The organism is Agromyces humatus (genome assembly GCF_021228295.1).
GTDB classification, from domain to species: domain Bacteria; phylum Actinomycetota; class Actinomycetes; order Actinomycetales; family Microbacteriaceae; genus Agromyces; species Agromyces humatus.
The window spans coordinates 17,753-43,804 of the sequence record NZ_JAJQPD010000011.1; the positions used below are offsets into that span (position 1 = coordinate 17,753).

General features: G+C 69.0%; 27 protein-coding genes and 3 tRNA genes. 5 read left to right on the forward strand and 25 right to left on the reverse strand.

Translation table 11 applies throughout. The features are described from left to right. Positions 1 to 107 precede the first annotated feature (107 nt). The 13 genes from LSF15_RS16295 to LSF15_RS16355 form a co-directional block, all read right to left on the reverse strand. Positions 108 to 680, reverse strand: a complete 573-nt coding sequence (locus LSF15_RS16295; RefSeq protein WP_232499620.1) for a hypothetical protein — start codon at positions 678 to 680, stop codon at positions 108 to 110. Positions 681 to 731: 51 nt separating this feature from the next. Further along, positions 732 to 878: a hypothetical protein gene (locus LSF15_RS16300; protein WP_232499621.1), complete on the reverse strand. Its 147-nt coding sequence runs from the start codon at positions 876 to 878 to the stop codon at positions 732 to 734. Between the two features lie 608 nt (positions 879 to 1,486). Beyond that, positions 1,487 to 2,905 carry a tyrosine-type recombinase/integrase gene (locus LSF15_RS16305; RefSeq protein WP_232499622.1) on the reverse strand — a complete coding sequence of 473 codons (1,419 nt, stop codon included), beginning with the start codon at positions 2,903 to 2,905 and terminating at the stop codon, positions 1,487 to 1,489. Then, complete coding sequence (locus LSF15_RS16310) at positions 2,902 to 3,258, reverse strand: hypothetical protein (protein ID WP_232499623.1); 357 nt, start codon at positions 3,256 to 3,258, stop codon at positions 2,902 to 2,904. Before LSF15_RS16310 ends, LSF15_RS16305 begins: the two co-directional genes overlap by 4 nt. Next, complete coding sequence (locus tag LSF15_RS16315; protein ID WP_232499624.1) at positions 3,255 to 4,400, reverse strand: hypothetical protein; 1,146 nt, start codon at positions 4,398 to 4,400, stop codon at positions 3,255 to 3,257. Before LSF15_RS16315 ends, LSF15_RS16310 begins: the two co-directional genes overlap by 4 nt. A 43-nt stretch (positions 4,401 to 4,443) precedes the next feature. After that, positions 4,444 to 5,103, reverse strand: a complete 660-nt coding sequence (locus LSF15_RS16320; RefSeq protein ID WP_232499625.1) for a hypothetical protein — start codon at positions 5,101 to 5,103, stop codon at positions 4,444 to 4,446. 4 nt (positions 5,104 to 5,107) lie between these two features. Then, the gene (locus tag LSF15_RS16325) at positions 5,108 to 5,419 is read right to left on the reverse strand and encodes a hypothetical protein (protein WP_232499626.1); all 312 of its coding nucleotides are present in this window, start codon (positions 5,417 to 5,419) and stop codon (positions 5,108 to 5,110) included. Then, complete coding sequence (locus LSF15_RS16330; protein ID WP_232499627.1) at positions 5,416 to 5,562, reverse strand: hypothetical protein; 147 nt, start codon at positions 5,560 to 5,562, stop codon at positions 5,416 to 5,418. Before LSF15_RS16330 ends, LSF15_RS16325 begins: the two co-directional genes overlap by 4 nt. Continuing rightward, complete coding sequence (locus LSF15_RS16335; RefSeq protein WP_232499628.1) at positions 5,559 to 5,768, reverse strand: hypothetical protein; 210 nt, start codon at positions 5,766 to 5,768, stop codon at positions 5,559 to 5,561. The genes LSF15_RS16330 and LSF15_RS16335 overlap by 4 nt, the downstream gene beginning before the upstream one ends. A gap of 19 nt (positions 5,769 to 5,787) precedes the next feature. Next, the gene (locus LSF15_RS16340) at positions 5,788 to 7,143 is read right to left on the reverse strand and encodes a DNA primase family protein (RefSeq protein WP_232499629.1); all 1,356 of its coding nucleotides are present in this window, start codon (positions 7,141 to 7,143) and stop codon (positions 5,788 to 5,790) included. After that, positions 7,127 to 7,348, reverse strand: coding sequence for a hypothetical protein (locus LSF15_RS16345; protein WP_232499630.1), 222 nt, complete (start codon positions 7,346 to 7,348; stop codon positions 7,127 to 7,129). Before LSF15_RS16345 ends, LSF15_RS16340 begins: the two co-directional genes overlap by 17 nt. Beyond that, on the reverse strand, positions 7,345 to 7,566 hold the full coding sequence (locus tag LSF15_RS18890) for a helix-turn-helix transcriptional regulator (protein WP_269756565.1): 222 nt from the start codon (positions 7,564 to 7,566) through the stop codon (positions 7,345 to 7,347). The genes LSF15_RS16345 and LSF15_RS18890 overlap by 4 nt, the downstream gene beginning before the upstream one ends. Continuing rightward, the gene (locus tag LSF15_RS16355) at positions 7,563 to 7,778 is read right to left on the reverse strand and encodes a helix-turn-helix domain-containing protein (protein ID WP_232499717.1); all 216 of its coding nucleotides are present in this window, start codon (positions 7,776 to 7,778) and stop codon (positions 7,563 to 7,565) included. The genes LSF15_RS18890 and LSF15_RS16355 overlap by 4 nt, the downstream gene beginning before the upstream one ends. Positions 7,779 to 7,879: 101 nt before the next feature. Between LSF15_RS16355 and LSF15_RS16360 the strand changes: the two genes are divergently transcribed. Continuing rightward, the gene (locus tag LSF15_RS16360) at positions 7,880 to 8,527 is read left to right on the forward strand and encodes a helix-turn-helix domain-containing protein (protein WP_232499631.1); all 648 of its coding nucleotides are present in this window, start codon (positions 7,880 to 7,882) and stop codon (positions 8,525 to 8,527) included. Between the two features lie 2 nt (positions 8,528 to 8,529). Then, positions 8,530 to 9,663 carry a site-specific integrase gene (locus LSF15_RS19100; RefSeq protein WP_232499632.1) on the forward strand — a complete coding sequence of 378 codons (1,134 nt, stop codon included), beginning with the start codon at positions 8,530 to 8,532 and terminating at the stop codon, positions 9,661 to 9,663. A gap of 123 nt (positions 9,664 to 9,786) precedes the next feature. Here LSF15_RS19100 and LSF15_RS16370 read toward each other — a convergent pair. The 6 genes from LSF15_RS16370 to LSF15_RS16395 all read right to left on the reverse strand — a co-directional run bounded on the left by LSF15_RS16370 (position 9,787) and on the right by LSF15_RS16395 (position 16,112). Next, a tRNA-Met gene (locus LSF15_RS16370) sits at positions 9,787 to 9,860 on the reverse strand. A gap of 37 nt (positions 9,861 to 9,897) precedes the next feature. After that, positions 9,898 to 9,969: transfer RNA gene (locus LSF15_RS16375), tRNA-Thr, on the reverse strand. Between the two features lie 138 nt (positions 9,970 to 10,107). Further along, a complete protein-coding gene (locus LSF15_RS16380) occupies positions 10,108 to 12,030 on the reverse strand; it encodes a glycoside hydrolase family 13 protein (protein ID WP_232499633.1) in 1,923 nt (640 codons plus the stop codon). 156 nt (positions 12,031 to 12,186) lie between these two features. Further along, complete coding sequence (locus LSF15_RS16385) at positions 12,187 to 13,173, reverse strand: sugar ABC transporter permease (RefSeq protein ID WP_232499634.1); 987 nt, start codon at positions 13,171 to 13,173, stop codon at positions 12,187 to 12,189. Further along, positions 13,173 to 14,801 (reverse strand): ABC transporter permease subunit, encoded by a 1,629-nt coding sequence (locus LSF15_RS16390; protein WP_232499635.1) that lies wholly within the window; start codon positions 14,799 to 14,801, stop codon positions 13,173 to 13,175. Before LSF15_RS16390 ends, LSF15_RS16385 begins: the two co-directional genes overlap by 1 nt. A 78-nt stretch (positions 14,802 to 14,879) precedes the next feature. After that, complete coding sequence (locus LSF15_RS16395) at positions 14,880 to 16,112, reverse strand: sugar ABC transporter substrate-binding protein (RefSeq protein ID WP_232499636.1); 1,233 nt, start codon at positions 16,110 to 16,112, stop codon at positions 14,880 to 14,882. 271 nt (positions 16,113 to 16,383) lie between these two features. On the opposite strand from LSF15_RS16395, the gene LSF15_RS16400 reads away from it, so the two are divergent. Continuing rightward, positions 16,384 to 18,102 (forward strand): glycoside hydrolase family 13 protein, encoded by a 1,719-nt coding sequence (locus tag LSF15_RS16400; protein WP_232499637.1) that lies wholly within the window; start codon positions 16,384 to 16,386, stop codon positions 18,100 to 18,102. Positions 18,103 to 18,169: 67 nt separating this feature from the next. Further along, positions 18,170 to 18,559, forward strand: coding sequence for a hypothetical protein (locus LSF15_RS16405; protein ID WP_232499638.1), 390 nt, complete (start codon positions 18,170 to 18,172; stop codon positions 18,557 to 18,559). Between the two features lie 41 nt (positions 18,560 to 18,600). Here the strand turns inward: LSF15_RS16405 and LSF15_RS19105 are convergent, their stop codons facing one another. The 5 genes from LSF15_RS19105 to LSF15_RS16430 form a co-directional block, all read right to left on the reverse strand. Next, the gene (locus tag LSF15_RS19105; protein WP_232499639.1) at positions 18,601 to 20,643 is read right to left on the reverse strand and encodes a M23 family metallopeptidase; all 2,043 of its coding nucleotides are present in this window, start codon (positions 20,641 to 20,643) and stop codon (positions 18,601 to 18,603) included. A 764-nt stretch (positions 20,644 to 21,407) separates the two neighbouring features. Next, the gene (locus tag LSF15_RS16415) at positions 21,408 to 22,241 is read right to left on the reverse strand and encodes an inositol monophosphatase family protein (protein WP_232499640.1); all 834 of its coding nucleotides are present in this window, start codon (positions 22,239 to 22,241) and stop codon (positions 21,408 to 21,410) included. A gap of 120 nt (positions 22,242 to 22,361) precedes the next feature. After that, a tRNA-Tyr gene (locus LSF15_RS16420) sits at positions 22,362 to 22,443 on the reverse strand. Positions 22,444 to 22,642: 199 nt separating this feature from the next. After that, entirely contained in the window at positions 22,643 to 23,380 is a 738-nt protein-coding gene (locus LSF15_RS16425) for a PH domain-containing protein (protein ID WP_232499641.1), read from the reverse strand. 22 nt (positions 23,381 to 23,402) lie between these two features. After that, on the reverse strand, positions 23,403 to 23,567 hold the full coding sequence (locus LSF15_RS16430) for a hypothetical protein (protein ID WP_231047932.1): 165 nt from the start codon (positions 23,565 to 23,567) through the stop codon (positions 23,403 to 23,405). Between the two features lie 209 nt (positions 23,568 to 23,776). Here LSF15_RS16430 and LSF15_RS16435 point away from each other — a divergent pair, with 209 nt between their 5' ends. Beyond that, positions 23,777 to 24,796: a LacI family DNA-binding transcriptional regulator gene (locus LSF15_RS16435; RefSeq protein WP_232499642.1), complete on the forward strand. Its 1,020-nt coding sequence runs from the start codon at positions 23,777 to 23,779 to the stop codon at positions 24,794 to 24,796. 7 nt (positions 24,797 to 24,803) lie between these two features. Here the strand turns inward: LSF15_RS16435 and LSF15_RS16440 are convergent, their stop codons facing one another. Beyond that, positions 24,804 to 25,952: an ROK family transcriptional regulator gene (locus LSF15_RS16440; protein ID WP_232499643.1), complete on the reverse strand. Its 1,149-nt coding sequence runs from the start codon at positions 25,950 to 25,952 to the stop codon at positions 24,804 to 24,806. Positions 25,953 to 26,052 lie beyond the last annotated feature (100 nt).

Below are 26,052 nucleotides of genomic sequence, written 5' to 3' on the forward strand. Positions count from 1 at the left end.
GCTGCATGCCTCTGGCCGCTGATTCACTGGCCACGGCATCCCGACGCATACCGAGCGTTGCCGCTGAATGTGCGGGGTAAATGCGGGGTCGAGGCGACGCGCAAGAGTTATCGGGTACGGCCAGCGTCCGGCCGGGCTCGCACCGGGGTCGCGTTGAACGAGCGCACATAGGCGGCGTGCACCTTCTCGACGGCCTCGCGAAGCTTGACGTTCCGGCCACCGAGGCGCTCGCCGCGCAGCTCGCCGACGTAGACGACGGCGGCGCCCTCGCGCACGATGCGCACAGCGCCGTACTCTCGGCCGGTGGAGTCGACCAGCGTCCAGACTCCCGGCGTGTGCTCCTGGGCGTTGAGCAGCGGATGCCGCGCCGACCCGTCGCCCGATCCCGGCGGCACCCTCGGTGGCTCGGGCGCCCTCGTCGACTCGGCGGCCTTCGGCAACTCGGCCGCGGCGCGGTACTCCCACCAGACAGTCTCGGCGGCGAGGCGCAGAGCGTCGACCGGGAAGTAGCCGAGGAACACGCGCGCATCCTCATCCGGCGCCCAGGTCTCGGCGCGGAGCAGCGGGCGTGGTGGTGAGCTGACGTGCACTTCACGGATCACGGCGATGCGCCTCGAGTCGTCGAACAGCAACCACTCGCCGGCACGGATCGACCTTAGTTTCGGCTGCCAGTAGCGCATCGGGCGGCTGCTCCATTCGAGGGAAGCGCACCGGCCCGCGCGGGGATCAATCTACGCCGATCGACCGTCACTCGCCTCGGGCGCCTGCTCGATCACCGAGACCGCGCACGAGCGGCAGATGTAGCGGCCGGCCTTCCAGATCGTGCGCGTGCCGCAGACCGGGCAGTCGGGCTCGGTCGCGATTAGGTCGTCATCCATGGGCCCGGCCGAGTGCACCTGGCGGGGATCGGAGTCAGCCGACCGAGCCGAAGAGCGCGGGCTCGGAACAGGCGGAACATGTTCCGAGCCAACTCGGATTCAGGGGGAGGGATGGCTGTAGAGCCGAAGGCGGGGGTGCGACGGTGCCGACAAAAAAAACCGCTTGACGGTCGTCTCGCGAGGTCGGTCGGAACACTTGGAACACGTTCCGCCCTACCTTTACCTCTTACACACCTACTATTCCTTTCTTCCCTTTCTACTCTCATTAATAGAGTGGGACATGTTCCGCCTGTTCCTGCCCAGTGTTCACGCGGGATGCAGCCTGTTCCGCTACCTGTTCCGAATCGGTGCCGAGACGGCCTCCGCCTGTTCCGAGACGGCCTCCGCCTGTTCCGAGCGGCTCGGTCGCTCGCTCGCCGCTGTCGCGGCACGATCGTTGTACCTGTTCCGCCACCTGTTCCGAGAGCCCGACTCAGCGCGTCTCAGTCGAAGCTTCGGCCACCCGCACTCGGTGACCCGATCGGCATGGCATCCGCTCGGGGGTGCGGGGGTGCGCGGCTGCGCCCCGGCCAGCTCGAGGCGACCGGGGCGCAGTGTGTGAGTCGCGTCTATGCGACGGCGTTTACGAGGTCGCGCATGCTGTCGTCGGAGACGAGCACGTAGCGCTGAGTCGTCGCGGGTGAGGCGTGGCCGAGCAGCTGCTGCACGGTGAACACGTCACGGCCGTGATTGTAGGCGCGAGTCGCGAACCGGTGCCGCAGCGTGTGCATGGTGACGCCCTCGGGCAGGAGCCGCGAGATGATCTTCGACATGTAGCCGGCGGACAGGTGACCGGCGCTTCCGCCGGGGAACACGAACCCGTCGCCACGCGCACGGAGCTGCGCGGCGAGGCTGGCCTTGATCGGGACGCGCCGCTGCTTCGAGCCTTTGCCGTGTACGACGAGCCATGCCGAGTCGGTCGGCCCGGCGATGTCGCGGGAGTGCACGCGGGCAACCTCGCCCGCGCGTAGGCCGGCCTCGACGGCGAGGCGGATCGCGAGTGTCTCCCGATCGTCGGCGTCCTCGAGCGCGCCGCGCAGCGCGTCGTCGTCGGTTGGGCGGGCGAGGTAGCGTGTCAGCCTCACCTTGGGGAGCTTCTCGGCTGGGCTGGCTTCGATGCGCCCTGAGTCGACCATCCACCGGTAGAACTGGCGCAGGGCCGACCGTGCGCCGCGTCGCGTCTCGGCGGCCCAGTGCTTGCCGCCCATCCATTCGAGCAGGTCATCGAGCGCGACTGTCGTCGGCTCGAGCGAGGGGCAGTCGCGGGCGAAGCGGCGCAGGTGTGCGAGGTATTGGCCGCGCGTGGTTGCCGGGTAGCCGGTGCCGATCATGGCCCGGTCGTACGCGGTGAGCACTGGTTCCCATGCCTCGGGCACCGCGAGGCGAAGCGAGCGATGCGTGCCGCTGTCGGTCGGGTCGGTGTGGGCGCGACCGCTGCGCACGGCCCAGCGGTAGAACGCGCGCAGCGAGTCGCGCAGCGATGCCTCGACGTGCGGGCCGGTGAACGATTGCAGCCAGCCCTCGACATCCTCGACTGTGACGTGCCAGGGCGAGCCCTCGCGGCCTGCAGCGAACCGGCGAACCCGATCGATGCGGCGCCGGATCGTCGCGGGCGCCCGGCCGGCGGCGCGCTCGGCGACCTCGAACGCGGTGAGGGCATCACTCCAGACGGCCTCGATCGTGCGGCCCGGCGCGACTGGCGGGGGGACCATGCCGGGCTCGGCGAGTCCGCGGCGGTGGCCCCACTCGTAGAAACCGCGCAGCGCGATCCGGTAGTCCTTTCGCTGCTGGCCCTCGGCGAGCTGCGAGAGCCATGCCGCGACCATGGCCGGGGTCATCGCCCATGGCGCCGCGGCCGCCTCGCCCGCGAACCGGCGGAGGCGGGCGAGGCGGGTGCGGATGGTTGACGGCGAGTATCCCTGCACGAGCATGCGCCGCTCGAAGCCGTCGAGCTCGACGACCCACTCGTCGGACGGAACGCGGTTCATTCGAGTGCTCCACTCATCGGGTCGCTGGCGAGGATCGCGCCGATCTGCGCCGTCCATGCCTGGATGCCGTGCAGATCGGCGGCAATCGCCTGCAAGCCGTCTACGTCGAACTCGCCGCGCAGCTCGAGGGACATGGCGAGCCGGACCGGCCCGGCGCCGACGCGGATGAACGCGGCCGAGCCGAGCGAGCCGAGCTTGATGTCTTCGCCCTCGTGGACCCATGCGTCGGGCTCGGCGCCGTCGCCGCCGTGGTCGAGGTAGCGGCCGCGGCACCACGAGAGCGGGCAGTCGATGCGTCGATGGTTCATCGCGAGGAACTCCGCATCGGTGATCTCGTCATCGAAGCGGGTCATTCGAGGAACCTTCCAATCGTGCCGTCAGCGTTCACGCGCACGGTCATGGTCGCGCCGCGGTTCAGGCGTCGTTCGAGGGCGTCGAGGTCGGTCGTGTTCACGTTGACCTTCACCGTGGGCTGCGGCGGGTTTGCGGCCTTCGCGTAGTACCGCTCGAGCGCGGCGCCACGGTCGGTGATCGCCTGTCGCGCAGCGCTGTTGCCGGCGGCCTCTTTGGCGTTCTGGGCTTCGACGAGCGCCAAGTACTCTTCGGCGTTGCTCTTCACGGTCTGCTGCAGGCCGAGCTGATCCTGGTACTTACCGACGATCTGCTCGAGGGTCGCGACCTCTGCCGTCTCGATGTCGAACACGTTCTTGCCGGCGTCGGCCTTGTCGCGCATCTTCTGCGTGCCTTCGTCGACGAGCGCGTTGCCTGCGGCGATGACGGCATTGATTGCGTCCTCGTCGCCGGCCATCGCCTGCACGACGAGCTGCCGATCTACCGCGAACTTCGCGGCATCCGCCGTCGCGACCGCGAGGCGCTCGGCGTCCTCGTAGATCGCGCCAGATTCCTCGATGATCTGCTGAACGCTGAGGTAGTTGCGGCCTTCCTCTGCGGCGGCGATGTACGCCTCGGTGAGTCGGCGCTTGAGTTCGTCGGCTTCCTCTTGCTGCTTCTGAATCTCCGACGTGATCACGCCGATGCCGACCGCGGCCGCGATGCCTGCGGCGGCTCCGAGCGGGCCGAACCCGGACATGCCGTTCGCGACGGTCTCTTGGATGAACTCGCCGACGTCGGACCACTCGCCGCGGAAGCTGGCCGCGGACTCGCGGCCAGCCTGGCCGGCCTCGTCTTTCAGGTCGTTGGCACCCTCCTTCGCTTTGTCGAATCCGTCGTCGGCGGATTGCTTCATCTTGCGGTAGGCGTCGCGGTACTCGCGCTCGATGATGCGGGCGGCGTCCTTCGTCTCGTCCGCGAGGTTGTCGGTTGCCTTCTGCGCGGCCTCGAGGTCGCGCTCGAGCTGGTCGGCACCCTTGCTCTTGCCGAGTTCTTCGAGGGCCTTCTCAGCGTCCTCGAGGGGCTTGATGATGCCGGTCTCGACGCCTTGCTTGAACCCCTTGGTTTCGGAGCTGATCGGTACTTCGATATCGCCACGTGCCATGATCTTGATCCTTTCGGGATGGTGTGTTTGGTCGGCTGGATGCTCAGGCGAACAGGCGGCGCAGGGTGTCGCGTGCGGCCTCAGCGCGGGTGCGGCCGTCAGCGAGCTTGGTCTCGGCCTGCTGGGCGATGTAGGCGGCGCGCACCTGCTCGAAGCAGATCGCGCACGAGCGGAGTGCCTTTGTGGGGTACGGCGCGCGGTCCTCGGCCTCTTCGAAGTACAGCGCACGGGTCTTGACCGGCAGGCCGGTCTCGCGAGTTAGTGCGACGGTGCCGCATTCCGGGCAGGTGTGGTGCTTCTCGTGGGCAGCGGCGGCGCGCGCCCGCTCGCGGACGGCCGTCGACTCGGCGAGAGCGGCCGCGACCGCGGCACGGTGGGCGAACACGCCCTCGTAGTCGTTCAGGATCTCCCACTTGAGGGACTCGACGTCGGCCTCGATCCGGGCGTCGATGACGTGGGGCGCGAGGTCGGTCGGGCGGTGCTCGCCGCTGTAGCGGCGGTTGACGACCTGTCGCGCGAAGGCGCGGGAGTTCATCCCGGCGAATGCGTCGCCGCGCGACAGCGCGGTGTGCGCCTCGGCGACCGCGGGGTAGACGGCCGCGTAGTGCTCGCGGGCGGCCTCGGGGACGAAATAGACCGAGCGCTCGTCGTCGTAGCCGGTGGGCAGGCCGGCGGCGGGCTTCGTGGTGGTGAACAGTGACATGGTTTCAGTGCCTTTCGTGGTGCCCGGCGGGCGCCGGGGCGGTGTTGTGATGTGCGGTGCTGAACCGCTCCCACTCCTGTTCGAAGTGGGCGTCTAGGCGGCGCTGGCGAATCTCCGCCAGTGCCGTGGGGGTGTTGTTCGCGCGCTCGTACCAGAGGTCGGCGTCGCGGTTCGCTCGGTCGAGCTGCGGCCAGAGCCATGCGGCGCAGGCATCCCAGCCGCGGAGCCAGAGCGCCAGGGCGGCGGCGTCGTCGCGCGAGCGGGCCGGCGGCGGCAGCGGCGGCAGCGCGTCGCCGAGCAAGTGAAGGCGGGTCATCGGTCGGCCCTCTCATCGAAGTCGCCGCGGCGGATGCGGTCGGCGAGGCCGAGGTACACGGCCGTGGGCACGAACCCGACCGAGACGGCGCGCTCGTCGAGCCATGCGAGGATCGCGGCCCGGTCGAGGGGCGAGGCGTTCACCGCTCGTCTCCTGCGACGGGGATCGGAAGGTGTGCGACGGCCCCCAGGAGGGCCGAGTAGGTCGCAGCGCGGCGGGCCTTCGCGGCCTCAAGTGATTGGGCCGACACACCATGAGCCGTGTGGATGTCTGCCACGATCAGCGAGGCGACCTCTTCGCAAGCGTCGACGTGCGCCCGGATGATGGTCATCAGCTCGGTCTTGTTCATCGCTTCGTCTCCGTCGTTCTCAGTCGGCCCTGAGGACCGTGATGCCGGTGTAATACCGCACGCGACGACCGCCGACGTTCGGCTGTGACGAGCCGATCCCGTGTGCTCGGAGCTTCGACCCGAACGGGCCCGACGCGACCGCCTGGTAGCCGTTCGCGGTGCACCAGCGCCGGTACGTCTGGTAGACATCCACGCGGGCTGCCGCGCCGGATGCGTCGAGCACGACGTTCTCGTCATCCTCGAGCCACTGAGCGATCGGGTCGGCCGCGTCGTGCAGTCGCTTTGTCGCGTCGACTGCGAGCTGCGGCGGGTCGAACCGGCCACGCGACATCAGTTCCCGAAGCGAGCGCATCGCGTGGTTGAAGATGCCGGCGAGCTCATCGAACAGCACCGACTCGTCGAACGGTCCGAGCATCGTCACGTCGCGGTTGAATTCAACGACGCACCATCTGCGTTGCCAGCCCTTCGATGTGTCCGACGTGCGGAAGTACTCGTTCGCGGCGAAGATCGGCACGGCGTAGGGCGTGAAGGTGAACTGTTGCCCGAACTTCCTCGAGCATGTGAGGTCATCGCCTCCGGTCACGGTCTTGAGGATTTCGGGCTCGTTTACGAACTTGCTCGAGAGGTCGCCCGAGATGTTCGCTTGCACGCCGAACAGCGCGGCCGGCGCGAATCGATCCTCGATCAGGGTGTGGAGCGGCACGGCCGAGTAATTGTCGCGGCCGAGTAGACGCTGGATGACACGTAGCAGTACGGACTTCCCGTTGCCCCCGGCGCCCTGGAAGAGGAATGCCTTCTGGAATGGATTGCCAGTCATGAGGATGTAGCCGAGAATTTCCCAGACGTGCTCGATCAGGGCGGGATCCTCGAGCGTCGTTGTCAACCAGGTGTCGAAGTTCGAGCACTCGGCGGTCGGATCGAACCTCACCGGGAGCTTCGTGAGCGCACCGAGGGCGGGGTCGTGGTCGGTGATGTCATCCTCGCGCCAGTGGTAGACCCCATCGTCGAGAACGATGTACGGCAGGTATCCGCTCGGGAGGTCTCGCACGCCCACCGAGGTGAGGTCGAGGTTCAACATGTGCGCCTCGACCTGTCCGCGCACGGTCTGGCTGTAGCGGTGGCCGAGGGCGGCGGCGACTCGTCGAGTGATGCACTCCGGGTCGCGGCGCCAGACTCCGGTGTCGTACACGTACCAGTCGAGATCGATGCCGCGGCCGAGGCCGGGCGAAACGTGTGCTGCGACCTGCGTCGCGTCGAGCTTGCCGTCAGGGCCAGCGAAAGCGACCGGTGCGCTGTCGCCGCTCTTGCGGCTACCGCGGCCGCGTCCCTCGATAGGGACGACCTCTGCCAACGGCGGCTCATTCTCGCTCGCCATGGTGCTCGCCTCTCTGTACGATCGCGGCCAGCTTCAGCTCGCGAAGATCGGCATCGAAGATGTTGAACATCTCCGAGGCCGGCTCGAATCGATCCCGCTCGACCCGCGCGGCCTGCATCTGCTCGAAGAGCGAGGCGCTCGAGCCGTCGGCGCGAGAGACGTAGCTTGCGAGCACGGTCTCCCCCGCCGCCGCTTGCGCGCTCATGCCGGACCCGCCGCCTCTTCGACGGCGCATGCATCGAGCCAGCGGAGCACATCAGCTTTGCGATACCGGACGTGAGCGCCGAGCTTGGTCGCTTTAGGGCCAACGCCCTCAGTCATCCACCGCGCGAGGGTGGACACTGCAACCCCGGTGAACTCGGAGAGCTCTGGCCGGGTCGAGAGTTCCGGCAGCGAGTCCACGCTGCGAAGAGTGGCGCTCATCGGTCGTCCCCCGGCTTCTGCTGCGAGGTACTGAACATCTCGAGTAGCGGCTCACGTGGGATCAGAACACGCCGGCCGACCCGAACGCTTGGGATGGTTCCCTCGCGGATGCCCTCGTTCACAGTTCGGGGGTCGATCCGAAGGAGACGTGCGACCTCGGCACGAGTGAGAGTCGCGTGCCCGTCCTCGCGAGCTGCCTTCAAAAGATCCATGTTGCCATCTCCTGACACAGATTGATCGTGGATTACTTCTAGACATCACAGTACCTCGAAGTGCTTGGAGGATGCAACCAATGCGGGTATTGTTTCTACACATGGCAGAACGCAACAGTTCCGACTCCTGGCCGGCACGGCTCGCCGAGAGCGTCGGGCGGCAGGTGAAGCGCTACCGAGAGCGTCCAGAGTCGAAGATGAGCGCGCAGGCGCTGGCAGACCGGACGGCGGAACTCGGCCATGAGATCAAGCGATCAGTCATCGCGAACCTCGAGAGCGGCCGGCGCGACTTCGTATCGGTCGCCGACTTGCTCGTGCTTGCGAAAGCGCTCGACGTGCCACCGATGGCGCTGCTAATTCCGATCGAGGGCGGTGGAACCGTCGAGATTCTGAACGGCGCGTTCAGCGATCCCTGGCACGCCGTCGACTGGTTCAACGGTTGGAGCGACTACATACCGGCGACCGATTCCCGACCATCCAGCGGCGACTTCTCCGCCTGGTATGCGGCGACCGAACCCTTCACTCTGAAGCTCGCCTACGACGAACTACTGAGCGAGTACGACCAATCTGCGGTCGACGCGCAGGGCCTCGCGGACAACCCGACCGCCCACGAACTCGCAGTGAAACGGACGATTGAGATCAACAAGCGACTGCGCGCCCTCGAGGTCGAGCTGCAGAACCAAGGGATCGCAGTACCGACAATCCGGCGCAGAGCCGACGAACGCGGCCAGACCGGCGCAGGGGCATAGTCGTGCCACGCCCTCGCACGCCGATCGCGAGCCACGGCGCCGTTACCGTCGTCGAGGTCGAGCCGGGGCGCTGGCGCGCGCGCACGCGATACCGGTTCGAGGACGGCAGGCTTCGCCAGGTCGAGCGTTTCGCGCCGTCGAAGGCCAAGGCCGTCGCGTCGCTCAAGCGCGCGTTGACGACGCTCAGCACGAGCACGGGCGGCGACGTGCGCCGCGAGACGCACCTGTCCGAGCTCGCTGACAGGTTCCTCGAGTCGAAGGCCGACCGCGCGCCGCGCACGCTCGACACGTACCGGCAGACGATCGAGCATCTCGTGCGGCCGGCGCTCGGGTCGGTGACGATCGCTGAGGCGACGCCAGAGCGCCTCGAGCGGTTCATCGCGCGCGTGCGGTCTACGAATGGGCCGGGCGCTGCGAAGGGGTGCCGCGCGGTGCTCTCGGGGATGATGGGCATCGCAGCGCGTGCGAACGCGGTCAGGCACAATCCGGTGCGGGAACTCTCGCCGATCGCCAGGGCGAGAGGCGGCGCCGAGGCGATCCCGGTCGAGCGGCTCGCCGAGCTGCTCGAGGCGGTGCGCGCTGACGAGCGGCTTCGCCAGGTCGACGCGGCCGACATGATCGAGTTTCTGGCCGGCACCGGATGCCGCGTCGGCGAGGCGTGCGCGATCGTCTGGGATGACGTAGACCTCGAGGCGGGCCGGGTGACGATCCGCGCCAACGTCGTGCGAGCGCGCGGCGTGGGCCTCATCCGCCAGGACCACACGAAGACGAAGGCCGGCGCCCGCACGATCGCGTTGCCGTCGTCGCTGCTCGGCATGCTCGTCGACCGGCGTGTGCGCCTTGAGTCGAACCCGCTCGGGCTCGTGTTCCCGACCGTGCTCGGCAACCTCCGCGACCCGCGCAACACGTCGCGAGACTGGGCCGAGGCGCGAGAGCGGATCGGCTACCCGACCGTGACGACGCACAGCTTCCGCAAGACGGTCGCGACGGCCCTCGACCGTGCCGGCCTCTCGGCGCGCGACATCGCCGAGTACCTCGGCCACGAGAACCCATCGATCACGCAAGACGTGTACATGGCCAAGAACGCCGAGAGCGCTCGCGCCGCAGCGGCGATGGGCGACTACCTCGCGCGCTGAAAGTGCGGGGTGCGGCGCGCCCGGCGCTCGAGTGTCGGAATCGAATGTGCGGGGTTTGTGCGGGGTCGGCCTACCTGATAACACACGAATGGCCCGAACTTCCGCAGAAATCCGGGCCTCTTGTAGCGAGGGCGGGACTCGAACCCGCGACACCACGATTATGAGCCGTGTGCTCTAACCACCTGAGCTACCCCGCCGGGAAGGTTCTTCGAGCATACGCTCAGACCGAACCAGAGCCCCGAGTCAGGATTGAACTGACGACCCCTTCCTTACCATGGAAGTGCTCTACCACTGAGCTATCGGGGCGTGCGCCGCAATTGGCAACCGTACGAGGATATCACCTCACGAGGCGTGCTTCGAACCACCGCGGGTCCGCGAGAAATCGGGGCCGACGGAGGGATTCCGCCGGCCGAACTCTGCGGCTGATCGCCTCCGCGTCCGGCGTCACCACGCGGGCGTCGAAACGCCCGGCAGCACCCAGCCGGCGAACGAGGGCCCGGTCGCCGAGAGCGTCGTGGAACCGTCGGATGTCGCGAGCCCGGCATCGCCGAACGCCACAGCAGCGGCATCCGATCGCGCCGACAGGGCCGACCCGAGCGGCAGCGCAGCGGTCTCGAACGACAGCGTCGACGCGGCGCGCGCGGCGAAGACCAGCAGGGTCTCTTCTGCCGATTCGCGCACGAACGCGACCGCGTCGTCGCCGACCGCGAGCCAGCGGATGCCACCCGTGGCGAGTACCGGATGCGCCCGCCGCAGCGCGACGAGCGAACGGTACGTCTCGAGCACCGGTGCGACATCCGCCGAGCCCTCGCTCCCCCACGGAATCGGCGTGCGCGATGCCTCGCCGTCGATGCCGGTGAGCCCGAACTCGTCGCCCGCCCACACGACCGGGATTCCCGGCAGCGTCACCGCGAGCCCGAACGCGACGGGCACGGTTCCGGGCAGGGCGGAGGTCGCGAACCGCGGGGTGTCGTGCGTGTCGAGCGCGTTCATGGTCGCGACGCGCGTGCGCCACGGGAACCCCGCAGCGAAGCGCTGGTGCGCCGCGACGAACTCGCCACCCGTGAACGTCGGCACCCGCGCGAGCGCGAATCCGATGCCGCCGCCGGCGGGGCTGCCCGGCTGCTGCAGCCAGCTCCACAACGGTCGGGTGAGCGGCGTGTATGTCATCGCGCCGTGCCACGCGTCGCCCTGGAAATCGCTCGCGGCGTCGTTCGTCGACTCGCCCAGCAGGATCGTGTCGGCGTTCACGTCGAGCATCGTCGCGCGGATCGTGAGCCGCACCTGCTCGTTGAGATCTTCGTCGCCGAGCCGCCCCGTCATGTTTGCGACGTCGATGCGCCACCCGTCGAGGTTGAACGGCGGCGCCAGGAACCGGGCCACCACGGAGTCGGGTCCGTCGATGAACCGGCGGCGCAGCTCGCGCGACTTCCAGTCGAACTTCGGCAGGCTCGGCACGCCCAGCCACGACTCGTACGTTCCGTCGTCGTGCAGGTAGTAGAAGGCCCGTTCGGGCGCGGCGGGGTCGGCCTGCGCCGCGCGGAACCACTCGTGCGCGTCGCCCGAGTGATTCGACGTGAGGTCGCCGATGACACGGATGCCCCGCGCGTGAGCCGCCTCGACGAGCCTGACCAGCGCCTCGTCGCCGCCGAGCAGCGGGTCGACGTGGTCGAACGTCGAGGCGTCGTAGCGGTGGTTCGACCGAGCCGGGAAGAACGGGGTGAGGTACAGCAGGTTGATGCCGATGGCCTCGAGGTGGTCGAGGTGCTCGCGCACGCCGTCGAGGTCGCCGCCGTAGAACTGCGCCGAGCGGCCCGGCGGCACGGGGTCGAGCTGGTCTGTCCACTCGGCGGGGATCGCCCAGTCGGGCAGCTTCGTCTCTTCCCGGAGCCTCTCGAACGGCGCGGCATCAGACTTCGCGAACCGATCGGGGAACACCTGGTACATCACGCTCGAGGCGGCCCACTCTGGTGCCGGCGCATGCGCGACGAGACGGAAGTCGTCGTGATCGCGCACCTCGACGCTCGACAGCCCAGCCTGGTTCAGCCAATGCTGACGGCCGTCACCGCCGACGAGTAGCCAGCGATAGCCGTGCACGGGATTCTCGACCTCGACCGCGGCCTCCCACCACTGCCAGCCGTCAGCCACGCCGGCCGCGCCGGGCGCGCCCGTGCCACCGTCGGGCAGCCGCACCGCCTCGTCGAACCGGGGTTCGCGGTTGGGGTTCGAACGCGTGCCGACCCAGCGCAGCGGACCGAACGTGTCGGGCACGCGCAGCCGAACGCGCACGACCTCGCCGAGCGCGGGCGCCTGGGTCGAGACGTGCAGCGGCGATCCGTCGTGGTGGGGGCTCAGTCGCTCAGGCATGGTTCGACCCTCTCAGGTGTTGCGGGCTGTCTGCTCGTTCAGGGGATTTTGGCGACACGCCGTCATGGGCCCCGGCCTGCTCGGTGTGTCGCTGAAATCCCCTGAACGAGCAACACCTCTCCACGCCGGGGCGACGCGACGCTGTGACCCGGCGACCTACTTGACCGCGCCGGCCGTCAGGCCGCCGACGATGTACTTCTGCAACCAGAGGAACAGGGCGACGACCGGGAGCGCCGCCATCACCGCGCCGGCCGAGAACGCGCTCCAGTCCGCGTAGCGCGGATTCGAGACGAGCTTCGTGAGGCCCACGGCGAGGGTCTGCTTCTCGGTGTCGATGAGCAGCACCGACGCCACGACGAACTCGTTCACGGACGCGATGAACGACAGCAGCGCGACGACCGCGAGGATCGGTGCCGCGAGACGCAGGATGATCGTGAAGAAGATGCGGGCGTGGCCCGCGCCGTCGATCTTCGCCGCCTCATCGATCGACGCGGGAATCGTGTTGAAGAAGCCATACATGAGGAAGGTGTTCACGCCGAGCGCACCGCCGAGGTACACCATGATCAGGCCGATGTGGGTGTTCAGGCCGATCGCGGGGAACCAGTCGCTGATCGAGCTCATGAGCAGGAAGATCGCGACGACCGCGAGCAGCTGCGGGAACATCTGCACGACGACGATGGAGATGAGACCGAACCGACGCCCGGTGAAGCGCATGCGCGAGAAGGAATACGCCGCGAGCGCGCCGAGGAAGACCGTGCCGACCGCGGTGATGCCGGCGACCATCAGCGTGTTCGCGAACCACGCCGGGTACGGAACCTGCGGGTCGGACAGGATGCGCGCGTAGCTCTCGAGGCCGATCTTCGAGAACAGCGCGTTCGACCCGGTGAGGGTTCCCTGCGGGTTCAGCGACGACGAGATCACGAACACGATCGGGAACAGGGCGAACGCGACCATGATGAGCGCAACGATGTGCCGCCACCCGGTCGCACGGAACCAACGGCCGAAGTCGAACGGCCGCCTGGGGCCGCCGCGCTTCGCCGTCTCGACCGCTTGGGGGTCGAGGCCTGCCACGACTGCGCCCGACCGCAGCAGGTCGCCCTCGCGGTACGGCGTGCCCGCCGAGGTGTCCAGGGAGTCAGCCATCAGTTCAGCTCCTCGAGGCTCTTGGTGCGACGGAAGGCGATGATCGAGATCACCGCGACGATGATGAAGATGATGATCGAGTACGCGCTCGCCAGGCCGTAGTCACGCGATTGTCCGGTGAAGGCCACCTTGTAGACCATGGTGATGAGCAGGTCGGTGAACCCGACCGGGATGGGGGCGTTCGCGTCGCGTGGGCCGCCATCGGTCAACATGTAGATCACGTTGAAGTTGTTGAAGTTGAACGCGAACGATGCGATGAGCAACGGCGCGACGGTGACGAGCAGCAGTGGCAGCTTGATCAGCCGGAAGATCGCCCACGGTTTCGCGCCGTCGACGGTCGCCGCCTCCTGAATGTCGTCGGGGATCGACTGCAACGCGCCCATGCACACGAGGAACATGTAGGGGAACCCGAGCCACAGGTTCACGATGAGCACCGAGACCTTCGCCATCAATGGATCGGTCAGCCACGGTATGGATGCTCCTCCGAGCAGCACCTGGTTGATGAATCCGAAGCTCTCGTTCATCATGCCCGCCCAGATCAGGGCCGACAGGAACGACGGGATCGCGTACGGCAGGATCATCATGATCCGGTAGAACTTCCGTCCACGCATGCGCATGTCGTTGAACACGATCGCGAGGAACAGCCCGAGGAAGAACGTCGAGGCGACTGAAATGAGCGCGAATGCGAACGTCCAGAGGGTGACGTACACGAGCGGTTGCGCGAGGCGCGGATCGGTGACCGCGCGCACGAAGTTGTCGAAGCCGACGGTGATCTGCCACCCGGGCAGCAGTTCGTCGCCGTCGGCCGAGGTGAACGCACCCGTGCCGATGTCGGAGTACACCGTGCCCGTCGAGAGGTCGGTCATCGTGCCGGCGGCCTCGTCGTATTCGAGGTTCGAGAGGTAGAGGTAACCGCTCGACCCGTCCGGCGTGCGGATGGCGCCGTCGTTCGGGTCGTCGGAGAACGGCACAGCGAGTTCGGTGATCTCGTCGGTGCGTGCGATCACGTCGGCGAAGCTGAGGGTGGTCCATCCGTCGATGGCGACGGCCTTGCCGCCCTCCATGTCTGCGTCGACCTCGGTGAGCGGCTGTTCGGTCGTACCGACGCTCGCCTGGCCATCTGGATCGGTGACGAGCAGGCCGAGGGTGCCGAACTGGTCGACGACGGTGACACCGTAGGTCGGCGAGTCGGGCACTCGTTCGAGCGAGGACGCCATGAGCGACGAGACCGCCTGCTCTTGAGAGCCGTTGTGCCCGGTGCCGTAGTTGGTGAAGGCGATGTAGCCGGTGTAGACGACCACGAACACCTGGAACACGACGAGGAAGATCACGCCCGGCGTGAGGTATTTCGCCGGGAGCTTGCGGCGTGAGAAGTAGATCCAGTTGACGGCGACGGCGACCACGCCGACGATGGCCGCGACGAGCCATTGCCCTGCGCCGACGAGCACGAAGACCGCGAACACGGCGATCGCGTCGATGATTCCGAGCGCGAGCAGCTTGAAGAGCAGCATCTTCACCCCACCGGATGCCGCGTCGGCGATGCGTGCGGCCTGCCGCTGCCGCTTCGTGGGTTTCGGTGCCGTACCCGAGGTTTCGGGCGTGACCTCTTCGTCAACCGTGGTCGTCATGCTGCTTGCTCTTCCCGTCGAACGTGAGGGCTCCGGGTCGGATGTCGCTGCGACATCCGACCCGGAGCGTCTCGGTCGTTACTTGCTGATCGCAGCCTGCACGTCGCTGGTCAGCTTCTGCCAGGTCGCGACGGGGTCGGCCCCGTTGATGACGCCGGCCTGGGCGATGCCCCAGTACTCCCAGACCGAACCCATGGCGGGGATCGCGGGCATCGGCACGGCCTCGGCACCGACGGCGGCGAAGCCCTCGATGATCGGGTCGCTCGACGCGGTCTCGGCTGCGGCCGAGAGCGCCGGGAGGATGTTGCCCGCCTCGAAGAGCTCGAGCTGCACGTCTTCGGTGCCGATGTAGTTCACGAGGAAGTCGTTCGCGGCGACCTTGTTCTCGGACTCCGACGAGACGAAGAAGCCCTTGACGCCGGCGAACGGCTGGGCCGCCTCAGCGGTCGGGCTGGGCACGGTGTCGATCGCGACGTTGATGCCGCCGTCGATCGCGGCGCCGACATTCCACGGACCGGTCAGCCAGAAGGCGGCGGTGCCGTCGAGGAACGCCTGCTTGGCGATGTCACCGTCGATGTCGGTGTTGAAGTTGCCGGTGCCGTTCTTGCCCTGCGCGCCGAGCCACGAGGCGAACTCCTCGCCGCCCGCGTTTCCGAGCTGCAGGTCGGTGGGGTCGTAGCCCTCGTCGTTCGTGCCGAAGACCGGAGCGCCGAACGCCGTCTGGAACGGGTAGAGGTGGTACGGGTTGCCCTCGGCACCCTGCTCGACCACGAACGGGTGGGCGAGGCCGGCGGCCTGACCCTTGGCGACCATGTCGTCGAAGCTCGTGGCGGCCTCGGGAACGAGGTCGGCGTTGCGCAGCACGGCGATGTTCTCGACCGCGTACGGAAGCATGTAGGTGGTGCCCTCATAGGTCGACGCGTCGACCGCGACCGGGAGGTAGTCGGCGGCGGAGTCGCCGAGTTCGATCGGCGCGACCACGCCGTTCGTCGAGAGCTCGCCGAGCCAGTCGTGCGCACCCATCGTGATGTCGGGGCCCTTGCCGGTCGGCACCTGCTGGATGAAGTCGTCCTTGATGTCGGCGTTGTCCTTGCCGACGAGCTCGACCTCGACACCCTTCTCTTCGGAGTAGGCGTCGGCTGCGGCCTGCAGCGCGTCGACGCGCTCGGCGTCGACCCAGACCGTGAGCGTGCCGCCCGCGGCCGCGGCCTCGTCGGCCTCGCCCGATCCGGTGGAGCAGGCCGCGAGGCCGAGCGTCGCGACGACCGCCGCCGCGCCGACCGCGAGCAGGCTCTTCTTGTTCACCCTCATTGGTGTGTGCCCTTCGTGTGCGTGAGTCCGGCACCTTCGCCTGGTGGAGGAGCTGTATTCCCCGTTCCGCCGGGCGGAACCACTGCACCGTGACCGAAAGGCCGCTCTTTCGTGTGGAGTGCTCGCGATCTGCAAGCGATTACAGGTATACCTTGAGAACGCCGCATCGCCAAACCGGGATGCCTCGATCGATACCGGTTCGTGACCATTAGTTCTTGCGCTGAGCATGCAAGCGTTTCCATCCTTTGTTCAGATGTCGTACAGTTTCCGCATGACTTCCGAATGGTGGCGCACCGCCGCGATCTACCAGATCTACCCCCGCTCGTTCGCCGACGCGAACGGCGACGGCATGGGCGACCTCGCCGGCATCACGTCGCGTCTCGGCGACCTGCACGACCTCGGCATCGACGCCATCTGGCTCTCGCCGTTCTACACTTCACCCCAGCGCGACGCGGGCTACGACGTCACCGACTACTGCGACGTCGACCCGCGCTTCGGCACCCTGGCCGACTTCGATGCCATGGTCGCCGAGGCCCACGCACGCGACATCCGCGTCATCGTCGACCTCGTGCCGAACCACTCGAGCGACCAGCACGTCTGGTTCCAGGCCGCGCTCGCCGCCGCGCCGGGCAGCGCCGAGCGTGCGCGCTACCTGTTCCGCGACGGCCACGGCACCGCGGGCGGGCTGCCCCCCAACAACTGGGAGTCGGTCTTCGGCGGCCCCGCGTGGACCCGCGTCACCGAGGCCGACGGCATGCCCGGTCAGTGGTACCTGCACCTCTTCGACAGCTCGCAGCCCGACTTCGACTGGACGAACGAAGTGGTGCGCGAGGAGTTCCGCCGCATCCTGCGCTTCTGGCTCGACCGCGGAGTCGACGGGTTCCGCGTCGACGTGGCTCACGGCATGATCAAGGCCGACGGCCTGCCCGACTACACGCCGCCCACCGCGGGCGGCAGCATGGGCGGCGCCGGCGGGGTCACGGCAGACGCCCTCCACGACACAGTCGGCACCGATGCGACGGGCGTGGCGCTCGAGCCCGAGATCAGCGACGAGGCCGGCGACGGTGCGCCCTACTGGGCGCAAGACGGCGTGCACGAGATCTACCGCGACTGGCGCGCGCTGCTCGACGAGTACCCCGGCGAGCGCATCCTCGCCGCCGAGGCGTGGGTCGACCCGCTCAGTCGGGTCGCCAAGTGGGTTCGCCCCGACGAGATGCACCAGGCATTCAACTTCGCCTACCTCGAGACCCCCTGGGATGCCGCCGCGCTGCGCACCGTCATCGATGCCTCCCTCGACGCGTTCGGCGCGGTGGGCGCCCCATCGACGTGGGTGCTCTCGAACCACGACGTCGTGCGCCACGCCACCCGCCTCTCGGTGACCGAGCCGAACCCCCAGGGCCACGGCCTCGGCCCCCGCTCGGCCGGGCTCCCGTCGTACGCACCGGGCCTGCGCCGCGCCCGCGCCGCGACCGCACTCATGCTCGCGCTGCCCGGATCTGCCTACCTCTACCAGGGCGAGGAACTCGGGCTTCCCGAGGTCATCCACCTGCCCGACGACGCGCGTCAGGACCCCACCTGGTTCCGCACGGCGGGCGAGCGATACGGACGAGACGGATGTCGCGTGCCGCTGCCGTGGGAGGGATCGGCTCCTTCGTACGGGTTCGGCCCCTCGGATGCCTCGTGGTTGCCGCAGCCCGCACAGTGGGCCGAGCTCGCGCGCGATCAGCAGCGCGGCGTCGCCGGCTCGACGCTCTCGATGTACCGCGACGCGCTCGCGCGGCGGCGTGAGCACGGCCTCGCCTCGGGGTCGGTCGAATGGCTCACCGGCTACCCGGCCGACGTCGTGGCGCTACGCAACGGCGACGTCATCGTGGTGGCGAACACGGGCTCCACGGCGATCGAGTTGCCCGCCGGCGACGTGCTGCTCACGAGCGAAGTCCTGGCCGACCGCGCCCTCGCGCCCGACACCACGGCCTGGCTCCGCGCGTAACTCGCCCGGCGCGCAACGCAGGACGAGAGCCGCGCCACCCCCACCGCGCCCGCAGTACCGTGGTCGCATGCGCCGAGGACGTGCGGGGTTGGAGTTCGCGCTGGTCGCCGCTGCCGCCGCACTCGCCGCGACCCTGGCCGGATGCACCGCGCCCGACTGCCGCGACGAGACGTCCACCTCGATCACGGTGCACACGATCAAGCCCGGCGCCGTCTCGGTGCAGTGCTGGTCGGGTTGCATCGAGGGCGGGCGGGAGTTGGCCCCGCCCACGACCGACGGCGAGTGGACGGCCGAACTCGATGTCGATCAACCGACGTCGATCACGCTCGCCGTGCGCGGCGCATCGGGCGGGCTGCTCTTCGCCGAGCGGTTCCGGCTCGAATGGTCGGGATGTCCCGCCACGCCGAGTCCCGACGTGCTCGAGTTGCTGCAACCCGAGGGTGGCTCAGGCGGCTGACTCCTGAGTCGCGGAGTGCCCTCGCGGGCGAACCGCGGGCTCTAGTTCGTGTTGGCGTAGAGCCAGACGAGCGGGTCGACCTTGGTGCCGTCGACTCCGCCGATGCGGATCTCGAAGTGCAGGTGCGGTCCGGTAGACATACCGGTCGAGCCGGTCGTGCCGAGCACGTCGGCGACCTCGACGGTGTCGCCGACCTCGAATCGGCGCGAGCCGTACTCCATGTGCGCGTAGACGCTCGTGATGAGTTCGCCGTCGATGACGTGATCGATCATGACGACGACGCCGAGCGAGCCGCCCCCGTCGGTCGAGTCGACGACGGTGCCGTCGGCGATGGCCTGGATCTCGGCCCCGAGGCCGGGGTTGAAGTCCTGGCCGCCGTGGTCGCTGGAACATCCGGCGCAGTCGCGGTACCCGAACTGGTCGCCGACGTGCACGCCGACCGCGAACGGCCACTGGATCGTTCCGGCCGGGTTGTTGATGAAGTCGCTGTCGGCGCGAATGCCCGCAGCCTCGGCGTACTCCTGCACGGTCTGCGATTCGTAGCCCTCGGACTGCACGGTCTGCGTCGCGAGCACACCGCCCGAGATCACGACGCGCTGCCCGTCTTCGCTGTGCATCGTCGCCTGCTCGAGCGCCATGGCCTGCACGTCGGCGGGCGTCAGGAGCGAGAGCGACGGCACGGATGTCGCGACCGCGAGCAGCGCCGCGAAGCTCATGGCGATCATGCTCGCGAGCGTGCGGGCTCCGCGGCGACGCCTCTGAGGCGGGCGCATCGAGAATGAGCGGACGGCCGAGAGGCGAGCGGATGTCGCGCCCCGGCGTGCGGGCACCGAGTCGACCGTTCGACCGGCGACGCCTGAGGCCGCGCGGCGAGCGGCCGGCGCAGGCGACGACTGCGGGCGGCGCGAGGTGCGGCTCGACGCGTTCGACGCGGTTCGCGACCTCGAAGCGGCGGGGTCGCTCTGCAACGACGAGGCGAAGAGGTCGAGGTCGTCGACGTCTTCGGTGTGGACCGACGAGGTCTGCCCGATCGCGGCTGCGGCGATTGCTGCGGCGAAGTCGTCGGAGGCTGCCGAGGCCGGCGCGGCCGGCACTGCGGGCGTCGAGTTCGGCGCAGTGCGCGTCGGGCTCTTCGCAGCGGGCGTCGCGCTCGGCGCAGTCGGCATCGCGCCCCACGCGATCGCCGCACGGGATGCGGTCGCAGCGGTGGGGGCGGTCGCGGCGGCGGGAGCAATCGCGGAGGCTGCGGAGGCAACCGCGGCATTGGAGGCTGCGGAGGCCACCGCGGCAGCGGAGGCGGCGGCCGCGGCAGCAGCCGCGGCAGCGACGGTCGCCGATGCCACGGCGTCGCCCGCAGCGACACCGGCTGCGGCCGCCTCGGCACCCCGCGTCATCGACTTCGGCAGTGCCCTGGCCGACTTCGCCTTCTTGGTCTTCTTGTTCTTCTTCGGCGCGCGCTCGGCCCGTGCTGAGCGACCGCCACGGCTCCGCCCGGTCTCGGGCTCGTCATCGTCGACGGTGAGGTCGGCGAACAGGGCGTCGAAGCCGCCAACGCCCGCGCCGACGGCGGCACTTGCGCCTGCGGCGGCACCTGCGCCGGCGGCGGCATCCGATGCATCGGCGCGCGACATGACGAAGGCCGAGTCGCGGTCACGCCGTGGGGCGATCGACTCGGCCTTGGGAAGTGCGGTGGGTGTTGCGGGGGTCTGCGGGGTGAAGACGGGTGTCGCCGGTGTCGGCCTGGCGGCCTGAAGCGGTTCGGCGGGCCGCCACTCGGCCGGCTGCACGCCGGCGGGCTGCACGTCCGTGGGTCGCGTTTCCGCGGGCCGAACGCCGGTGGGCCGCCCTTGGGCACCGCTTTCAGCCGTGCGCCGTGAGCGGCGGTCGACCGGCTCGGACGACGCCGGCGCGAGTCCGAAGAGCTCGTCGAAGCTCGGCTGCGAGCCGCCGGATGGGGCGGCGAAGGAGGGGGCAGGGGCATCAGGAATCACTGCAACCGCAGGCTCGACGGCAGCGGGCCGCACCGCGGACTCGACGGCAGCGGGCTGGGCCGACTCTGGCCACGCCGCTGCTGGTCGAACCACCGGCTCGACCGAACCCGAACCCGAAGCCGAACCCGAACCCGAGGCCGAAACCGAAGGCGAAGCCGAAGGCGAACCCGAACCCGAAGGCCAAGCCGAAGCCGAAGGCGAAGGCGAAGGCGAAGGCGAAGGCGAAGGCGAAGGCGAAGGCGAAGGCGAAGGCGAAGGCGAAGGCGCGACCGTAGTAGGCCTGGCCGCGAACTCGATCGCGGCCGGCTGGGCGGGAAACTCGACTCCCCGCGGCTGCGCCGGACGCTCGATGCCACGTGGTCGCATCGGAAGCCCGGCCGCCTCGACACCGGGCGCCCCAGACGCACGCGACGCTTCGGCGGCCTCGCGGGCGCGCTGCTCCCGACGGGTCAGGGGTCGCTCAGGCCGCAGATCAGCCTGAGTGCCTGGCGTGGAACCGTCGGGCACGAGGGGGGACTCGAGCACGTATTGGGGCTTTCGGCGTGGGGGACGGGGATGGGACTTCGGAGGAGGTGCTCATCCCGGCCTGCGCCGAGATAACGGATTGGTAAAGCGTAGCCGTTCCCGAAGGCGAATGCCACGCGAGAATGAGGTTTCCGTCGCGGTTGCCCGAGTTGACCAGCGGTTTCATCTGCGACACGCCGCGAGGCCGCGGCCGCGGCCTTCCAATCAGCCCGCAACTCAGACCTGCACGCAGTACGTAGGTCAGGAGATTCGTCGCGATGCCGCGCTCACAGCGAGGATCGCGCCCATTCTCGTGAGCCTGCGGATGCTGCTGCGCGAGCTGCGGGCCCCGCTCACGCCCCGGCCGCCTCGAGCGCCGCTGTCAACTCCTCGTACAGCTCCGGAGCGGCCGCCACGAACAACTCGGAACTCTCGCGCTCACCGCGCGGCCCGCCGCCGACCCGTGCCCCGGCCTCACGAGCGATCACGGCGCCGGCCGCGTGGTCCCACGGGTTGAGCCCGCGCTCGTAGTAGGCGTCGAGGCGCCCTGCGGCGAGCAGGCAGAGGTCGAGCGCGGCAGACCCGATGCGGCGGATGTCGCGCACCTGCGGCAGCACTCCGAGCAGCACTTCGGCCTGTTCGCGTCGCCGCTCGGCCGAGTAGCCGAACCCGGTGCCGACGAGCGCCCGCCCGAGCGGTACGCCCGTGTTGACCTGCAGTCGCTCGTCGCCGAGCCACGCCCCGCCGCCGGCGCTCGCGGTGAACACCTCGCCCGTCGTCGGATTGAAGACCACGCCCGCGACGCCCTGCCAGCTGCTCGGGTCGGGCTCCCCGGTCACGACGGCGATGCTCACGGTCCAGGCGGGCACCCCGTACAGGAAGTTCACGGTGCCGTCGATCGGATCGACCACCCAGCTGACGCCGCTCGTGCCCACGCGCGAGTCGTGCTCTTCGCCCACGATGCCGTCGTCGGGACGCGCCGCGAGGATGCGCTCGCGGATGAGCCCCTCGGTGTCGCGGTCGGTCGCGGTGACGATGTCGGTGGGCGTCGACTTCGTCGCAGCGACCTCGATGCCGCTGCCCCCGGCGCGGCGCGCCGCGAGGGCGAACTCCCCCGCTTCGACTGCGATGCTCCTCGCGAGGTCGAGCAGGGCTGCAGGGTCGACGGATGCCTCGTGCTGGGTCATCCCCTCACGCTACGCGGTACCGCCGACCGCGCCGACGAACATGTCGCGAATGGTCGGCGCACGCCTCGTGAACCTCACCCGGAACGCACGAATGCCCCGGCTGACCGGGGCATTCTCGTGTGGCGAGTGAGGGATTCGAACCCCCGAAGTCGTAGACAGCTGATTTACAGTCAGATCCCTTTGGCCGCTTGGGTAACTCGCCATCGCACCCGACCGAGTTCTGCACACAACCGGGGGCCTGTCAAGGATACCCGCCGGGTGGCGTGTCGAGAAATCGAGGCGGCGAGCGGATTTCGCGCGCCCGTTCAGGCCCCGTTCACCGCGCCCGCGCGGGGTCGGTGAACGGCCGGCGAGGGTCGCGCTCGGCTCGCACCGACGCCGCCGCGCGCCGGTCACCCAACTCAGCCGAGGGGCTGGGTGTCGCCCGACTTCGGATCCCACGCGGGGTTGTCGGCGCTCACAGCCCAGGCGCTCGTGTCGACCGGCGTGGACTCGGCGTGCACCGTGCTGATGGGTGCGGTGTCGGTGCGCCCGGTGTCGGTGCGATCGGAGTCGGTGCGACCGGTGTTGAACGGACTCCCGTCGCCGCGGCCCGAGTCGGCGTTGACGTAGTCGCGGCCTGCCGAACGCATGCCTCCGCGAAGACCCGAGCGCTGGATGACCCGCTGGATGGTGAGGCCACGCTCGTTGGGGTTGCCGACGAACTTGATCTCGCGCAGGCCCTGGTCTTGCGCGGCCGACTCGAAGATGAAGTGGCCGAACCCGAAGATCCGGCCGACGACCGGCCGCTTCACCGAGATGTCGAGGATTCGGGTGATCGGCATCGTGGCGATGTGCTGCGCGAGGATGCCGTGCACACGGAACACCCGCATGTTGGTGATGACGAACCGATCCATCTGCGCCTGCAGGATGCGCCAGATGCCCCGGAACGCGAGCCAGAGCGCACCGACGATCGGCAGCCAGTAGAGCTGCGACGGCATGAGGAAGATGAGCAGCAGCACCGGCAGCGCGAGCAGCAACTCGAGCACGGGCAGGACGATCGCCGCCCAGTGCTTGGCGACCTCGTCGATGACGACCTCACCCTCATCGGCGATGAGGTACCGCTCGACGTGCGGATCGAAGAAGCCGCGGCGCGTCATGGTGCGAGCCCGCCCAGCCCGACTACGACGCCAGCGACGTGAAGAACTGACCGACCGACTGCACTCCGCCCCACACTGCGCCGACAGCGCCCTGCACGGCGTTGGCCGCATCTTCGGGACGGGTGACCATGTAGAAGAACGCGAACACCACGACCAGCGCGATGACGATGCGTTTGACCCACTTCACGCGTGTTGCTCCCTTCTGATAGCCGCACGCCGGCCAACGCCCCCTGGAAAAACAAATCTCGCCATGTCTACCCCACGACAGGGGGCACGGCAATGCGCCACCCCGAAGAGCGCCAGATGCGGCAGCCATGGGATCGGCTGCGCGACCGGCCTGAATACTGGGCAGACGATAGGATGCCCCTGACTCGGCGGTGCCGGGAATGAGGGGTCATGGCCGGCATCGAAGAGGTGGCGAAGCTCGCGGGAGTGTCGACCGCGACGGTGTCGCGCGCGCTCAGCGGACGGGGTCACGTGTCGCCCGCGTCGAAGGCGAAGGTCGAAGAGGCGGCCGCGCGGCTCGGCTACGTCGTGTCGTCGAACGCGTCCTCACTGGCTTCCGGCCGCACTCGCAACATCGGCGTGGTGATCCCGTTCCTCAACCGCTGGTTCTTCTCGTCGGTGCTCGAGGGAGCGCAACGCGCGCTGCTGCGGCGCGGCTACGACCTCACCCTGTACAACCTGTCGGGCGAGGGCAACGAGCGGTCGAGCGTGTTCGAGCATTTCCTGCTGCGACAGCGCGTCGACGCCGTGATTGCCGTGTCGCTCGAACTCACCGAGCACGAGGTCGCACGGCTGCACGATCTGGGCAAGCCACTCGTGGGCGTCGGTGGCCCGATCCCCGACGTTCCCACGCTCACGATCGACGATGCCGCGGTCGCCCGGCTCGCGACCGAGCACCTCATCGCGCTCGGCCACACGCGCATCGCGCACATCGGCGGCGACCTCGAGTTCGACCTCGACTTCCACCTGCCCACGAACCGCCGCACCGGCTACGAGGGCGCGCTGCACGACGCGGGCATCGAGGTCGACCTCCGACTGTTCGCCCCCGCCGACTTCACGATCCGGGGCGGGTACCACGCGGCGAAGCAGTTGCTGGGCGCGCCTCACGGTCGCCCGACGGCGATCTTCGCGGCATCCGATGAGATGGCGATCGGGTCGATCCTCGCCGCACGCGACCTCGGACTCGTCGTACCCCGCGACGTCTCGATCGTCGGCATCGACGACCACGACCTCAGCGAATTCTTCGGACTCACGACCGTGGCGCAGTTTCCGCGCCTGCAGGGCGAGATGGCGGTCGACGTGCTCATGGAGCGGCTCGAGCCGAGTACGCCCGATGCGCCCGCTCCGGCGGCGACGCCACTCCCCTACGAGCTGCGCGTGCGCTCGTCGACGGCGATCCCGCCCGTCTGAGCCGGGCTCAGGCGGGCAGCCGCAGTCGTCCGAGTGCGGCCTGGATCGCCACCGCCGCCGCACCGCGCGCCCACGATACGAAACCCGCGTCGTCGACGTTGATCTCGACGGGCGTCGCATCGGGGTCGCGGTCCTCGGCGAGCGTGGCGAGCGCGAGGTCGCCGATGGCGTTCCACAACGCGACGCCCTCACCCGACAGCACGATCGTGTCGACCATGGCGATGTTCGCGATGGTCGCCATCATGCGGCCGAGCGCCCGCCCCGCGGCCGAGGTGACCGAGACGGCCAGCGGATGCCCCGACTCAGCCAATCGCAGCACCTCGTCGTAGTCGACCTCGCGGCCGAGCGCGATGCCCAACTGCAGGGTGATGCTCGGGATGGCCAACATGGCGGTGGAGCATCCGCGATGCCCGTCGAGACAGAGCGGACCGTTCGGATCGAGCGGCAGATGCCCACCGAGACCGAGTCCCGAGTCGGCGGTGGTGACGACCCTGTCGTGCATGACGAGGCCGTAGCCGACGCCCGCGCCGATGGTGACGACAGCGAAAGCGGGTCGTCCGCGCACCGCGCCGAACCACTGTTCCGCGGTGGTGAGGGCGGTGACGTCGTTCTCGACGGTGACTGGGATGCCGAGTTCGCGCTCGAGCCGATCGGCGAGCGCGATGTTGCGCCATCCGAGGAACGGCGCCCGCGTGACGACCCGCTGGTCGGCGACGTTGCCGCCGATACTCACACCGAGACCGGAGACCTCCACGCCGTCGCCGTCGCGGAGTCCTGCCACGAGGTCGGACACCGCCTCGACCACGGCGTCGACGTCGTGCCCGGCGAGGCTCCGCTCCCCTTGGCCGAGTGCGCCGGCCCGCAGGTCGGTGATCACGCCGAACGCCGACTCGCCCGTGACCTTCACACCGACGAATCGACGCGAGTCGACCTGCACGTCGAGCGGCTTCGCGGGGCGACCGGTTGCGCCCTGCACCGTCTCGGCCGCCTCGATGAACCAGCCACGATCGAGGAAGGGCTTGCTGAGGCGGGTGAGGCTGGCCGGCGAGAGCCCGAGACGGCGACCGAGTTCGGCACGTGAGATGGGCCCGTGGATGAGCACCTCGCGGGCGAGCTCGCGCCCCGAGTCGCTGACGTAGACCTGGCGCTCCATCATCGGTGAACCTCCCGCGTTTGTTTCATTCTGACATGAAAGAGGCGGATCTGGCGCGTCCTAGGCGCACCGGACGTATGGATCCGGGGGGTTGACAACCAAG

Coding starts and splice junctions, on each gene's coding strand:
- LSF15_RS16295 (WP_232499620.1), bottom strand. CDS start 680: ATGCGCTACTGGCAGCCGAAACTAAGGTCGATCCGTGCCGGCGAGTGG.
- LSF15_RS16300 (WP_232499621.1), bottom strand. CDS start 878: ATGGATGACGACCTAATCGCGACCGAGCCCGACTGCCCGGTCTGCGGC.
- LSF15_RS16305 (WP_232499622.1), bottom strand. CDS start 2,905: ATGAACCGCGTTCCGTCCGACGAGTGGGTCGTCGAGCTCGACGGCTTC.
- LSF15_RS16310 (WP_232499623.1), bottom strand. CDS start 3,258: ATGACCCGCTTCGATGACGAGATCACCGATGCGGAGTTCCTCGCGATG.
- LSF15_RS16315 (WP_232499624.1), bottom strand. CDS start 4,400: ATGGCACGTGGCGATATCGAAGTACCGATCAGCTCCGAAACCAAGGGG.
- LSF15_RS16320 (WP_232499625.1), bottom strand. CDS start 5,103: ATGTCACTGTTCACCACCACGAAGCCCGCCGCCGGCCTGCCCACCGGC.
- LSF15_RS16325 (WP_232499626.1), bottom strand. CDS start 5,419: ATGACCCGCCTTCACTTGCTCGGCGACGCGCTGCCGCCGCTGCCGCCG.
- LSF15_RS16335 (WP_232499628.1), bottom strand. CDS start 5,768: ATGAACAAGACCGAGCTGATGACCATCATCCGGGCGCACGTCGACGCT.
- LSF15_RS16340 (WP_232499629.1), bottom strand. CDS start 7,143: ATGGCGAGCGAGAATGAGCCGCCGTTGGCAGAGGTCGTCCCTATCGAG.
- LSF15_RS16345 (WP_232499630.1), bottom strand. CDS start 7,348: ATGAGCGCGCAAGCGGCGGCGGGGGAGACCGTGCTCGCAAGCTACGTC.
- LSF15_RS18890 (WP_269756565.1), bottom strand. CDS start 7,566: ATGAGCGCCACTCTTCGCAGCGTGGACTCGCTGCCGGAACTCTCGACC.
- LSF15_RS16355 (WP_232499717.1), bottom strand. CDS start 7,778: ATGGATCTTTTGAAGGCAGCTCGCGAGGACGGGCACGCGACTCTCACT.
- LSF15_RS16360 (WP_232499631.1), top strand. CDS start 7,880: ATGGCAGAACGCAACAGTTCCGACTCCTGGCCGGCACGGCTCGCCGAG.
- LSF15_RS16380 (WP_232499633.1), bottom strand. CDS start 12,030: ATGCCTGAGCGACTGAGCCCCCACCACGACGGATCGCCGCTGCACGTC.
- LSF15_RS16385 (WP_232499634.1), bottom strand. CDS start 13,173: ATGGCTGACTCCCTGGACACCTCGGCGGGCACGCCGTACCGCGAGGGC.
- LSF15_RS16390 (WP_232499635.1), bottom strand. CDS start 14,801: ATGACGACCACGGTTGACGAAGAGGTCACGCCCGAAACCTCGGGTACG.
- LSF15_RS16395 (WP_232499636.1), bottom strand. CDS start 16,112: ATGAGGGTGAACAAGAAGAGCCTGCTCGCGGTCGGCGCGGCGGCGGTC.
- LSF15_RS16400 (WP_232499637.1), top strand. CDS start 16,384: ATGACTTCCGAATGGTGGCGCACCGCCGCGATCTACCAGATCTACCCC.
- LSF15_RS16405 (WP_232499638.1), top strand. CDS start 18,170: ATGCGCCGAGGACGTGCGGGGTTGGAGTTCGCGCTGGTCGCCGCTGCC.
- LSF15_RS16415 (WP_232499640.1), bottom strand. CDS start 22,241: ATGACCCAGCACGAGGCATCCGTCGACCCTGCAGCCCTGCTCGACCTC.
- LSF15_RS16425 (WP_232499641.1), bottom strand. CDS start 23,380: ATGACGCGCCGCGGCTTCTTCGATCCGCACGTCGAGCGGTACCTCATC.
- LSF15_RS16435 (WP_232499642.1), top strand. CDS start 23,777: ATGGCCGGCATCGAAGAGGTGGCGAAGCTCGCGGGAGTGTCGACCGCG.
- LSF15_RS16440 (WP_232499643.1), bottom strand. CDS start 25,952: ATGATGGAGCGCCAGGTCTACGTCAGCGACTCGGGGCGCGAGCTCGCC.